Origin of the sequence: Bacillus sp. SDLI1 (assembly GCF_001553895.1) — a bacterium.
GTDB lineage: Bacteria > Bacillota > Bacilli > Bacillales > Bacillaceae > Bacillus > Bacillus siamensis.
In genome coordinates, this window is the sequence record NZ_CP013950.1 from 170,388 (window position 1) to 183,653 (window position 13,266).

The 13,266-nt window shown below is 37.9% G+C and carries 10 protein-coding genes; all 10 read left to right on the plus strand.

Annotation, left to right across the window (positions count from 1 at the left end):
• Positions 1-32: 32 nt before the first annotated feature.
• Positions 33-410, plus strand: coding sequence for a phage tail assembly chaperone G (gene gpG / locus AUL54_RS01090; RefSeq protein ID WP_022553671.1), 378 nt, complete (start codon positions 33-35; stop codon positions 408-410).
• Positions 411-628: 218 nt separating this feature from the next.
• The gene (locus AUL54_RS01095; RefSeq protein ID WP_060962598.1) at positions 629-4,924 is read left to right on the plus strand and encodes a transglycosylase SLT domain-containing protein; all 4,296 of its coding nucleotides are present in this window, start codon (positions 629-631) and stop codon (positions 4,922-4,924) included.
• Complete coding sequence (locus AUL54_RS01100) at positions 4,924-5,754, plus strand: phage tail domain-containing protein (protein ID WP_060962599.1); 831 nt, start codon at positions 4,924-4,926, stop codon at positions 5,752-5,754. The genes AUL54_RS01095 and AUL54_RS01100 overlap by 1 nt, the downstream gene beginning before the upstream one ends.
• A gap of 21 nt (positions 5,755-5,775) precedes the next feature.
• The gene (locus tag AUL54_RS01105; RefSeq protein ID WP_235588393.1) at positions 5,776-7,632 is read left to right on the plus strand and encodes a phage tail protein; all 1,857 of its coding nucleotides are present in this window, start codon (positions 5,776-5,778) and stop codon (positions 7,630-7,632) included.
• 14 nt (positions 7,633-7,646) lie between these two features.
• Positions 7,647-10,235 carry a peptidase G2 autoproteolytic cleavage domain-containing protein gene (locus tag AUL54_RS01110; protein WP_060962600.1) on the plus strand — a complete coding sequence of 863 codons (2,589 nt, stop codon included), beginning with the start codon at positions 7,647-7,649 and terminating at the stop codon, positions 10,233-10,235.
• Positions 10,236-10,242: 7 nt separating this feature from the next.
• Positions 10,243-11,526, plus strand: a complete 1,284-nt coding sequence (locus tag AUL54_RS01115; RefSeq protein WP_158509240.1) for a BppU family phage baseplate upper protein — start codon at positions 10,243-10,245, stop codon at positions 11,524-11,526.
• Positions 11,523-11,804, plus strand: coding sequence for a hypothetical protein (locus tag AUL54_RS01120; RefSeq protein ID WP_014305662.1), 282 nt, complete (start codon positions 11,523-11,525; stop codon positions 11,802-11,804). Before AUL54_RS01115 ends, AUL54_RS01120 begins: the two co-directional genes overlap by 4 nt.
• Before the next feature lie 2 nt (positions 11,805-11,806).
• Positions 11,807-12,049, plus strand: a complete 243-nt coding sequence (locus AUL54_RS01125; RefSeq protein WP_060962602.1) for an XkdX family protein — start codon at positions 11,807-11,809, stop codon at positions 12,047-12,049.
• A gap of 37 nt (positions 12,050-12,086) precedes the next feature.
• Positions 12,087-12,494, plus strand: a complete 408-nt coding sequence (locus tag AUL54_RS01130; RefSeq protein WP_014305660.1) for a phage holin family protein — start codon at positions 12,087-12,089, stop codon at positions 12,492-12,494.
• Between the two features lie 41 nt (positions 12,495-12,535).
• Entirely contained in the window at positions 12,536-13,207 is a 672-nt protein-coding gene (locus AUL54_RS01135; protein ID WP_060962603.1) for a M15 family metallopeptidase, read from the plus strand.
• Positions 13,208-13,266 lie beyond the last annotated feature (59 nt).

Sequence of the window (13,266 nt, forward strand, 5' to 3'; positions counted from 1 at the left end):
AGAGGTGCCTTCTTTAATTAGGAGGAAACTTGATGATTGAAATTAAATTGAGAATTAATGGTGAAGATAAAGAATTTACACAGGATTTTGTACCACTGACTTTGCATAAAAAAGCCTTAGAATTAGAAAAGTATGCTGCGACGGTAAACGCTAATGACGTTGAAGAAATGGACAAATTACTTGATAAACGTTTTTCCCTCATCACAGCGGCATTTGATAAGCAGTTTACAAAAGATGAATTAAAGAAAGGGTTTAATGCTCTAACAGCAAAAGACACTTTTTATGACATTATTTATGTTGGACTATTAAATCATCCAACACGTGAGGAAATTAAAGAAATGGAATCAAAGCAGGCTGATGAATTGGGAAAGTTGATAGCAAAGGCAATGGAAACAAACCAAAACAATTAACCATTGATGAACAAATAGAACAAGTGCTTGAAATTACTGATCTTCTTGTAGAGAGTAAAGGATCAACTATTGAAGGTTTACATAGAATGGACTACAAATTCCTATATGATTACATTGAGTTTTTAGACAAGAAAAATGATCCAGTTGAACAAAGGAAAAAGAAATGGAAGAGTGTTAAAAAGGTGCCGATTGATCAAGTATTCTAGGGAGGTGGAAGCGTGGCAAACAGAGAGGAATTAGTAAGTTTCGTAGCTACAGTCGGTATGGATGGTACAGGTGTTATCCAAGGAGCAAAAGGTATCAATGCAGCTATGGCTGCAGTAAGAAGTGAATTAACGCTTACTGCTTCCCAGACTGCTGATTTTGGCAACTCATTAGATGGGCTTAAAGCTAAGCAAGAAAACCTGGGAAAGATGTATCAGCTTCAGGGGCAAAAAGTTCAACAATTGCGTGCAAGATACGATGAATTAGTAAAAACGCAAGGTGAGCATTCAGAAGAAACGTTACGAGCTGCAGCTGCTTTAAATACTGCACAAGCACGTTATAACAAGTTAGGAAGACAGTTAAAGGACACAACTGCTGAATTACAATATCAACAATCTCAATGGAAGAAAACTTCCGCAGCACTAAGTGATTTTTCAGACAGTGCAAATAAACTTGGGGATAATTTAAGTAAGGTTGGTAAGGTAGCTTCTGTTGGATTAACAGCACCTTTAACAACACTTGGGGCAGTAGCTATAAAAACTGCAAGTGATGTTGAAAAATCTACAGGGAGAATACAAGCAGCTTTAGGGCTAACAAGTGAAGAAGCTAAGGAAGTTTCGAAAGCTGCAAATAATATTTGGACACAAGGTTTTGGAGAAAGTACGCATGATGCTGAAACAGCAATTGTAAACGTTAGACATAATATTGAATCCTTAAAAAAGGCTTCAGTTGAGACAACAAAAGAGGTTGCCAAAAATACGATGGTGATTTCCGAGACTTTTGATGAAGAAGGAAATGACATCACAAAGGCTATCAATTCAATGCAGAACTCTTTTGACAACTTATCTGTAGACAAATCAATGGATTTTATTACAACAGGTTTTCAACGGGGGTTGAATTATTCTGATGAGTTCCTAGACTCAATTAATGAATATTCAAATCAATTTGCCGCAGCGGATTTCTCAGTTAATAAAATGTTCTCAATCTTTCAAGCAGGAGCAGAAACAGGTGCATTTCAGTTAGATAAAGTCGGTGACTTAGTTAAAGAAATGAACATACGTTTATCTGACGGTTCTGCTGGTGATGCAATGAAATCTTTGTCCAAGCATACTCAAAACCTTTACAAAGAATTTAAGAAGACGGGTAAAGGCGGAGACGAAGTATTTACGTCTATTATGAAAGATATTGATAGCATGTCTAACAAAAGTAAGGCATACACGCTTGGTCAAGCCATCATGGGAACTCAATTTGAAGACTTGGGACAAAAAGGTGTATCTGCATTAGCTAAGGTTACTGACAGCTTTAATAATGTGGAAGGTGCTACAGACAAGGCAGGTAAAGCATTAAAAAGTAGCTTGAGTGATCGTGCCGCCAAAGATTTTAGGGAGCTCCAAGCATCCTTGGTTCCATTAGGCGAAGTTATGTTGGATACAATTGAACCAGGCTTTAAAGTTGCGTCAGATGCAGTTCATAAATTTACCGACTGGATGAATGGGCTATCTCCTGCTGGCCGTAATAGTGTTATAGCCATTGCTGGGTTAGCAGCTGTCGTTCCTCCTCTTACAATTGCGTTGGGTGCAGTGATAAGAGGGGTAGGAAGCATTACAGGCGCTATGAGTAATGGTATTGCTGCTATGGGGCGTTATCGTGCTCAATCAGCAACTACCAGCGCTTCAATGACTGCCTTGGGAACTGCTGCAACTGTAACTGGATCCAGAGTTGAAAGAGCAAATGCCCGAATCAATGGCGCCACAAAAGGCATGGGGAAATTAAGAGGTGCTTCACTTTTAGCTGGTGGAGCAATGACTATTTTTGGCGGTAAGTGGGGAGCTGTCTTAGGTATAGCAACAACGTTTTTACCCGAAATTATTCAGGGCGGTAAAAGCTTATTTGGTTTTGGAGAAAACGCGAAAAAGTCCGCTACTCATCTTACTGGATTTGGTGGAAAAGCAAAAACTGCTACTCAAGCAGCATCAGGACTGGCAGGAGAAGCTGCACAAACAGCCGGAAAATTTGGTGGATTAGGAGGAAAAGCACTAGGGCTAGTAAGTGGTTTAGGTGGAGTTGCAAGAGGAGCTAGTTTATTAAGGCTTGGTTTTGGTGCATTAGGTGGCCCTGTTGGTTTAGCGATAACTGGTGTTACATTATTAACTGAAGCTGGTATAAAGCTCAATGAACATATGCAAAAAGACACTATACCTACGCTGGACAGTTTCGGTAATAAGGTATCTGAATCCACAACAAAGTCTGTTCTTGCATACAAAAATCTAAACGATAAAGCCACGGAACAATTAAATCAGTTGAATTGGTCAGGTCAAAAAGTATCCAAGGAAGCAGCTGACAATATCACGAAAAACTTTGATCAAATGGGAGACAAAATCAAAACAAGCATTAAAACTAAAGGAGATCAAAGCTATAAAGCTTTGGGAACGTTTTTGGCATCCAGTAAATCATTGAGTAAAAAAGAACAAGAGTCAATCCTAAACAATGTTAAACAAAAGCAAAGTCAGCAGACAAAAGAAGTAGATAAAAACCAAAAGCAAATTCAGTCAATTTTAAATAAGGCAAGCAATGAAAAACGATCATTAACTAAGGCTGAACAAGTGAAAATTAATTCTATTCAAAACAAAATGATGACAACTGCTGTTAAAACGATGAGTAAGAGTGAAGTTGAACAAAAAGCCATTCTTGGTAAATTGAAAAATGAATCATCTAATATCACAGCTCGTCAAGCTGCAGATACTATCAAAAATAGTATTAAAGCCCGTGATGGATCCGTTAAAGAAGCTGAAAAGAAATATGATAAAACTGTCGCTGCCATTATCCGAGAGCGAGATGAGACTGGATCAATAAGCAAAGAACAGGCAGATAAGATGATCAAGGAAGCTAAGAAGCAACGTGACGGCTCTGTTAAGGCCGCTAAAGATATGCATAAGAAAGTAGTTAAAGAAGCTAAAGCACAAGCTGGAGAACATGCTAATGAAATTGATGAGGAAACTGGGGATGTTAAAAACGGTTGGGACATGATGATGGATAAGGTTGGATCGGCATGGAGCTGGATTAAAGGAATTTTCTCTGGCGAAGATAAATCCGAAAAGCCAAAAGAGTCTAAGAAATCAGCACCTAAAACAGCCGGTCGTTCATTAGGCGGTGCTCAAAAGGGTGCTTATGCTCGTGGTACATCAAATAGGGGTCACTCTGGGGGTTTAGCGATTGTTGGTGAGAAAGGGCGAGAGCTCATTCATGAACCAGGTGTCGGTACATATCTATCAGGGAATAAAGGATCAGAGCTCCGTAACTTAAACCCAGGTACTTCAGTCCTACCGAATAAACAAACAGAGCGACTTCTAAAAAGCCATGGTTTCCCTGGGTATGAAGGTGGGATAGGGCAATATTTTGACTGGATTATGAAAGGCGCTGGTTTTCTATGGGATAAGGCAGCCGGAATGTTTGGTATTGCAGACAGTATTGTTCCTGATTGGTTTACAAAAATAAGCGGCAGTCCATTAAAAGCAATAGGCGGTCTAGCTAAAACAGGTATAGACAGTTTAATGGATACAGTCGGGACATTTTTAGGTGGTGGTGGTACAGCTGCAGTTAAGAAATGGGTAGCTGAAGCATTGAAAATCAAAGGATTAGGTTCTCAATTTGCAGGTGCTTTAGAAACGATAGCAATGCAAGAATCAGGCGGCAACCCTAATTCAATTAACTTATGGGACAGCAACGCCAAAGCCGGACACCCGTCACAAGGGTTAATGCAATTCATCCCAAGTACCTTTAATGCTCATAAAGAGCCTGGATATGGAAACATTAAGAATCCTGTTCACCAAGTGCTTGCCGCAATTAACTATACCAACAGTAGATATGGCGGAATTATGAATCATCCTGGACTTAAATCAATGGCCAAGGGTGGAGGTTACGTTGGATATGAATCAGGAGGAACTTCACCCGGAACAGGCGGTTCTAAGTTGGCGATGTTAAATGAACGTGGTTACGATGAACACATAATTACAAGCGATCCGAAATATAGAGAGCGAAACATTGGAATCTGGGCACAAGCAGGTAAAGATTTAGGCCTAGATACGTCCTCTAATACTCCCCGTATACCTTCGATTGAATCAATAACAAGCAGACAAGATGTTCAGATAAATCAACTTAAACAACAAATCAATTACCTTAAAGGTATTTATAACTCTATTAAAGAGGGGATAAATGTTGCGATTGATTTTGAACAATCCATTGGTAAGAAAATGGATCAAAGGTCAAATAAACGATATGGAAGAAAAGCACTGTTAGCAGGGGTGAATTGATGGAAGAATATGATCTTATTATAGATGAGAAGTTTTTAAGTGAGCGCCTTGGAGGTGTCTCACTTAGCTCATTTAGACCTGAATCAGCTGACTTTGAAAGGAAAACAAAGACTCATCCTCTCCGTAATGGTATTATTACGCCGAAGAAAAACAACAGAGGAAGATTCAAAGAACGAAAGATAACTGTGAGATTAAATATCTCAGTAAGTAATTCAGAACAATTTTACCTGTTGAGGGGAGATTTGTTCAGATTATTTAAAAGAAAAGATCCCTATTATGTAGGGCACACTTACGAGCCAAATAAAAGATGGTTGGTTGTATGTGATGATACGTTTTCAGTTGTTCAGGAAGAGGATAAACCTTGGGCAACAGTAGATATCACACTAACGGCAATTCAAGGTCTCTCAGAATCACTTTACAATACTTCTCAAAACATAAATTTAATTGATAAGCATTGGGATATTGGGATGAATGTTGAACTTGTTGATGATCCAATCTATAAATTTAAGAATAAAAACAAATTCATTGTCTATAACCTTGGAGACGAGACATTAGATCCAATGAATTTTAAATACAACGTTGAAATGTATTTAGAAGGTAAAGACATTATTATTGCTAATGAAACAAATGGAACAAGTGTAACCCTTGTAGGCAGTCAATCCAAAAAAAATAAATTAAGTCTTTTTGAACATTACGTTTTAAATGGATCGACTATAGTTACTACCAAGAATGGGAGGTTCCCTCCGTTGGAGCCCGGAAGAAATGTCTTCACGATTAAGAACGCTTCATATTCTGATATTAGATTCATAACACATTTTTATTACCTTTAGGAGGTGATCAAGATAAATCAAATGTTTGTCTTGGACAGGTTGACAAACAAATCATATGAAATTTGTTATGTTGATCCCAAACTCAATGATGACATTAACGGTAAAAAGGATATCTCCTTTACAATTGAACAAGATGAAAACAATTTGATACCGTTCAACGCCTTGGTTGGGAGGAACTTCATTGTTGTAGACGAAGTAAAACATAAATCTCAGCGCTATTTTATCAATAGTGTAACTCCTAAGGTGGAAGGTGATGTATACACCAAAGAAGTCACAGCTACTCATATCTATGTTTTTCGTTTAAGAAAGAACCGTATCGCAAGTACAATACAAGGGAAAAAGAGTCTAAATGAAGCTCTATCTTTCGCTTTAAAGGATAGTGGATTCAAATTTATTTTAATGGATGATGCAAAGGATATTGCTTCCCAAAAACTTGAGAATTTCGGTTCTAAATCTTCACTTGAACTCATGGATGACATCATAAACACATATGGAATTGAAATAGATGCTGATAACACGACTATCTATGTCTACAAAAAAATGGGCAGGGTGATTAATAAAAAATTTGATTCAGCTTCCAATATGAAAACCTTTCAATTCACAGTAAATGAAGATGATACAACAACCAGGGTTAAAGGGTTTGGGAAATTGAAGGAAGATAAAGATATCTTAGGTGATCAATCAATAACATATAGCTCTAAAACTGGTAGCTGGGAGTATGACGATTCCTTAAAAGGAGACTACACCAAGAAAAAAGGAGCTACGTTTACATTTTCGTTTAATGGTACAGGATTTAAATTTAGAACTCTTGTTTCTAAAATGGGAGGTAAATGGGAGTTCAAAATAGGGGACATAACTAAAACGATTTCTGTTTATAAAAAAGATGCCAACCCAACAGAACAAGAATTTGATATTATCCGAGGTTTGGACAGTAAAGACTATAAAGTTACAGCCACATTCAAAGGAAGGGATACAGCCAACCCTAACACAAAAAAAACTGATCCAATAATGTACCTGTTGCGTGGGGATATCATTACTGTTTATAGGTCTTTTAAGAACGATGATGAAAAATACGTTTTCCCTCCTGTAGTATACATACACCCTGAGGAAAAAGATTACTTAATTGAAGGTAAGCCTTCTTGGGCTGAAGATGTAATCGACGACACAATAACTAACAAAGAAGACATGGAAAAATTACTCGCAAAGAAAGTCAATCCATATGCAAACGTAAGCTATAATTTAACTTATGATGAATACATTAACACTGTTTTAGAAGGAATTGAAGATGAAATTATTAAAGGAGACACTATTCAAGTTTTTGCAGATGTTCAAAGCGGTATTGTTTTTGAGGACAGTATACGTGTTACAGGGATGAGTTACAATCCTTTAGATTTGTCTGAAGGCGCAGAACTTACTTTCAATGGTGGGGAACAAGATCCGGAAGACAGGCAAATAGAGGATAAGAAGCGACTTAAAGAGCAGCAAAGGTATATTAACAACAACAAAAACTATATTGATTCACAATTATCGGTTATTAAAGCACAGGTTGAACAGATACACAACACGCCTTCACCAGAAAGAGAAGCTTTTTCATATACCATTCAATTCATTAATGGTCAATGGGAGCTTATTTCAGGTGAAGGTTATTTGTCGTTGTCTTCTAAGCTTCTAACTTTAAATACTGATGAGGATTATGATGTAACGTATGTGTCCTGTGAACCCTCATCAATTTTAAAGGAAAAAGGTGTTTCAATATCTATTGATGACGAAGATGGTTCTAAGTTTAACATGACTTTTTACCAGAGCGGGAAATTAATAGAACCAACTGAAGTGCCTAGTGATTCAAAAGTGAAAATCCTGATTGTGGGACAAAAATAGAGGTGAAATAATTATTGGTTTATTTAAATAAGAATCATGGAGTCAATCCAACATCAAAAATGTTTTCAATATTAGATGAAAATGCCAGATTGACCGAAATAGGAATTAATCAAAGCTTGAACGCTTTAAAAGTCCACGCAAAGACGAGGGGAGCCCATGCAGCCGACCAAATCGCTTATGGAGCATTTACTGTATCTGATAAACTGAAGTATGACACATCAAGAATTGACAACCTCATTCTAAATAGTGACAACCATAACATAAATGAGCTTATTGATTTGAGGGTTTCAGCTATTGATGGAAAGACTTTTGCTACAGCTTCAGGGAGATTTGTTTATGATGCCAATTATTATAAAAAGAAGTTAGATAGAATTGTCCATGTTGATGATTTTGGGGCTGTTCCTGATGGTGTTACAGACTGTACGCAAGCATTTAAAGATGCAATTGGTGAAGGAAATGTTGAAGTCCATTTTTCTCCTGGTACATATGTTGGTCAAATTGAAGTTCCTTCTAACTGTCGTTTGATTGGTAAAGGAGAAGATATCACTTATCTCAAAATGCCTGATGATGCCCCAGCTGGAGCAATATTGCTTACAAATAGAGATCATCAAGCAGGGAACGAGGGTATCTATGTAAAGGGGATTACGTTTGACTGGAATAAAGACCGACAAGGCGGATTAAGAGCACAAGGCGGAATACAATCAAGCTGTGTAACATTTGCCAATACTAAATACTTGTGGATTAAGAATTGTAATTCAATTAATGCGGGCTTACATGGTTTTGATATTACAGCTCCGTCTTATAATCATGACGCAGCCAAGGAGCCTGATTACACAGCACAAGGATGTAAATATGTCTGGATAGATAATTGTAGAGCTTCCAATTATGGTGACGATGGGATTACGACTCACTATAGCGAATACATTTTCATTAATAACTGTCACTGTATCAATCCATCAGGTGAAGCACATGATAAGGGATCGTCTAACTCAAATGGGATTGAAGTTGATGATGGTTCTAAAAATGTATGGTTAACGGGGAACTTTACATCTGGAAACATTAGAGGTGTAGAAGTTAAGGCTCATACAGAATGGCCAGCATCAAGAAACATCCATATTATCAGTCATGTTTCTGTTCGTGACGTACGTTCCTATGATTTGAGGCATATAGGACATCACAAAGCAGAGGATCCATGGAGTGATACTGCAAGAGACGTAGCATTAGTAGACTGTACAGCATTTCAGCCTGTATTCAATAGCTTGTATGAGGGTGTTACCCCAAGGGCATTAGACGTGTCCGCATATCAACGGGTAGATATTCATGGCTTCAGGGCTTATGGAGATCCTGATTATGACTATAAAGACAATCCAATTGTGTCCTTCCAATTTAAAAGCCGTAAGATTACAGTCAATGGTATGACTATAACAGGGTTCGCAAAAGCAGACTGTGATTTACACGTAGTAGGTGGAGATCAAAGAACTGATGATGTAATGATTAGTAATCTAGTGATTCAAGATTCAGCTCCAGTCGGTGTTGTTCTTGGTGGTGGTGTGTACAATATTAACTTATCAAATGCTCTCCTACATACAAAGGGCGGCACAACCGGTATCACATCCCCGAATACGCAAGCAAATTTGTTGTTTGTCAGAGCCTACGGATATACTGACGCAGCTATTTTTGGCGGTGAAAAGTATTCTGTTGTACCAAACAATGTTAAAGGTGGCTTTAGAGCTGCATCCACTTCAGGGCACCCATTAGACAGTACGAGTGCTATCATTGCTACAACAGGTGGTTGTAAAACAAAAGGCCCACGTAATGCAGTTATTGCGTCCTCTGGTGGATCTTCAACAGAAGCATCAAGGCAAGCTGTTATTGCCTCAAATAACTGTCACACTGAAGGTGATGGCTCATCAAGAATGGTTGTAGCTTCCCAAGCTGTTAAGAATAACAACAGTTATAGCATTAGGGGAGGATATGGAACAGGTAAAGCATCTACAGCTAATACTAAATGGGAAATAGACTCACAAAACGGCAATATCTTAGGTGTTGGTCGTGTTGAAAGTGCTTCAAACTTCAAAGACTACGCTGAGTATTTTGAATCTACAGATGGCAAAAAGATTGAGAGTGGATACCTTGTAACCCTTGAAGGAGATAAGATTCGCAAGGCTTTAAAAGGTGATGAGATTCTAGGGGTTATTTCTGAAACAGCGGGTGTTGTATTAGGTAGCGCTGAGTTTTATTGGAATGACAGATACCTAAGAAATGATTTCGGTGGATTGATCTATGAAGAAACTGAAGTTGAATACACAGATAAGGATGGAAACATAAAAACTGAAAAGAAAAGCCTTCCTAAGCCAAATCCGGACTATGACCCTGAATTAGACTACACTTCACGACAGGAGCGTGATGAGTGGCATATTGTTGGTCTTATTGGACAGATACATGTACGTATTGATGATACTGTTCAAGAAGGTGATAAGATTATAGCTAAGAATGGCAAAGGATCCAAATCAGATGACAACACGGGATTAACAGTCATGAAAATTAAGCAGCCGTATGATTCTAATAAGGGATATGGTGTAGCAATAGCATTTATTAGATAAGGAGGTAATAACGATTTATAAGAAATCAGCATATACGTTTGACATTAATACAGTTTCACAAGGTACGTATAGATCAGCTTTCAAGTTTTCAACTCAAGATGTTGGAACAGCAAAGCTGATTTTTAATTTGCGTAAAGATGATGCGCCATTACCATTATCAGCAGTGACAGGGAAAGTAATCCTTGTTCCTGCCAATGGTAAGAAAAGAGTACGGGACGTTACATTGGTTGATAAAGTAAATGGAATTGCTGAATATGTTCTTGATGAAGATGAAATCAAGATGTATGGATTGTTTCAATGTGAGTTAGTCCTGGTTTATAGCAACAAACAAGCTATGTCTGCTCATAAGTTTGGCTTTGAAGTAACACAAAGCTTAATGGATCAAGATATTGCACCATTGGGCGAATACTACATTGATGATTTTGAGACATTGAAAGCAAAGGTTACTGAGATTTATGATTCAACCATTCAAACGCTTGACGATTTAAAGAAGAAGTTTGAAGACTTGGAGAACATCGAAACAAAACAGGGTGCTCAAGAAAAGGCAGATGCTGTTCAAGCGAACCTTGATAATCATTTGAATGACAAGAAAAACCCACATGGTGTAACAAAAGCACAAATAGGGTTATCAGCCGTAACTAATGACGTTCAAGCAAAGAAAACGGATTTTGACAAACACACCTCAGATACCTCAAACCCACACAAGGTTACTGCTGCACAGCTCGGACTTGATAAGGTTGATAACGTTCAGCAAGCTCCTAAAAGTGAATTTGATACACATGTGAATGATGAGGAAATTCATGTGAATAAGTCATTTAAGGATAAAGTAGGGGAGCTACTTCAACAGTTCACATCAGATTTCAAAGCTAAAATGGAAGAATTGTTACAACAGTTCACTGCACATAGTTTTAATCAAATCCGACATACCTCTGATGCTGAGCGTAAGAAATGGAACGGAGCTGTCACATATGCCAACATCATGCTAAAGAATGGGGCTACAGCAGGGACACGAACACCAATGTACGCAAAATGGGGAGCATTTCTAATTTTAAGGGGTCATGTCAGAACTGAACCAGAAGTTATGTTCGGCTCAATTCCGGTAGAATACGTACCATTCGGTGGGGGTGTTTATACTGTGCCATTAAGTGGAACAGGTGGCACAGCCAATTTAATCATTTATGATACTGGAGATTTAAAAATAAAGTACCAAGATCCTGCTGACTCAAGCAAAGCAGGTGGAGGGTATTATCTTGATGTAGTCGTGGGCTTACAGGATGGAGGGACAGCATGATTCAGGTTTATGAATACGATGAAAATTTCATTTTAACCAAACCAATTACGATTGAGCCGGATGAAGAAGGTAATTATGTGATTCCGGAAAACTGTACTAAAGTTGAACCGGTTTCATTTTATAGGGCTAAATTTGATGTTAAAAAAGAACAATGGTTTGAGTCTGCAACTCAAGAATACATTGACAGTTTAAAGCCACTTCCTCCTGAACCGAGTGAAACTGAAGTGCTGGCTGAGAAGGTTGCAAATCTATATTATTTGGTAGCTATGGGAGGTTAAACATGATTGACTGGTTTTCGGATATCAAGTATTTCTATGAAAAGAAGTTATGGACTAAGAAACAAGTATTTGATGTTGTAGGAAAACGGATTACACCTGAACAATACAAGGAGATTACGGGGGATGAATATAGCAAAGATTCACCTCCCTCAGAAGGGACTGCTGGGGAAACTGACGGATCTGTTGGGACTGACACAGTAAACCAGGAGTCCGATACTAAGGAAACAGCACCTGTAAGCGAATAGGTGTTTTTATTTTGCCCTAAAAGGGGGTGATAACTAAATGAAAGGAATTGAATTGGTGTTGAATATTGAGACTTTGGAAATCGCAAAAGCCTATTTATTTGGGGGTGTAAAATATCTTGATTTGCTGCTACTACTAAGCTTTATTGATGTGTTTACGGGAGTAGTTAAGGCTGTTAAAGACAAATCATTAAGATCAAGAAACGCTTGGTTTGGATACGTGCGGAAGTTCATGAGCTTTGTTGTTGTCATCTTGGCCAATATTATAGATCAAATTTGCAGTTTAAATGGCGTTTTGGTGTTTGGAACTGTTTTATTTTACATAGCTAATGAGGGTCTATCTATTATAGAGAACCTTGCGCAAATGGGAGTTAAAGTCCCTGGATTCATTAAAGACAAGTTACAAGTAATTGAAGAAGACAGTCAAAAAGAAAAGTCTGCTGAGTAATCGGTGGGCTTTTTAATTTAATTAAAACGGAGGAATTTAATATGACAATGTATTATTACAAAAGAAACATGGACAATATCAATAAACTTGCAGACAACACAAAAGCAGCTGCTAAAAAGCTGATGGACTACGCAGAGAAAAACAAAATTGGTGTACTTATCTATGAAACAATTCGTTCAGAATCACAGCAACGTGAGAACGTTCGTAAAGGTGCTTCACAGACAATGAAATCATACCACCTTGTAGGACAAGCATTAGACTTTGTGCCAACTGGTGGCTATTCTAAATCTGATACTAAATGGAATGGTTACGGTGCTTCAGATATTAAGAAATTTATTGCTTATGCCAAATCAATTGGCTTTGAATGGGGTGGAGATTGGACAGGCTTTGTAGATCAGCCACATCTTCAATTCAACTATAAGGGCTATGGTACTGATACATTTGGAAAGAAAGCATCTTCTGCACCTTCTAAAACCACTAACTCAGGCATCAAATCGGTTGGTAAGATCAAAATTGTTGGTGTATCGAACGCTGCAATTATTATGGACAAACCTGACCGTATCAACGCTAAGAACGTAGGTACAATTGGGCTTGGTAAGACAATTGATATCGCTGGGTCTGTTAGAGGTTCAAACAACTCTAAAGGATACTGGGAGATCATTCATAACGGTAAACGCCGATATGTGTCTGGTCAGTATGGCAAAATGGTTTAAGTAAATAAATAGTTCCCTTGAAATTTTCGAGGGAATTCTTTTATTTATTTGAAAAAAAC

Bases quoted from the DNA above. Each gene is read 5' to 3' on its own strand.
- AUL54_RS01105 (WP_235588393.1), top strand. From the start codon at position 5,776: ATGTTTGTCTTGGACAGGTTGACAAACAAATCATATGAAATTTGTTAT.
- AUL54_RS01100 (WP_060962599.1), top strand. From the start codon at position 4,924: ATGGAAGAATATGATCTTATTATAGATGAGAAGTTTTTAAGTGAGCGC.
- AUL54_RS01130 (WP_014305660.1), top strand. From the start codon at position 12,087: ATGAAAGGAATTGAATTGGTGTTGAATATTGAGACTTTGGAAATCGCA.
- AUL54_RS01125 (WP_060962602.1), top strand. From the start codon at position 11,807: ATGATTGACTGGTTTTCGGATATCAAGTATTTCTATGAAAAGAAGTTA.
- AUL54_RS01135 (WP_060962603.1), top strand. From the start codon at position 12,536: ATGACAATGTATTATTACAAAAGAAACATGGACAATATCAATAAACTT.
- gpG (WP_022553671.1), top strand. From the start codon at position 33: ATGATTGAAATTAAATTGAGAATTAATGGTGAAGATAAAGAATTTACA.
- AUL54_RS01120 (WP_014305662.1), top strand. From the start codon at position 11,523: ATGATTCAGGTTTATGAATACGATGAAAATTTCATTTTAACCAAACCA.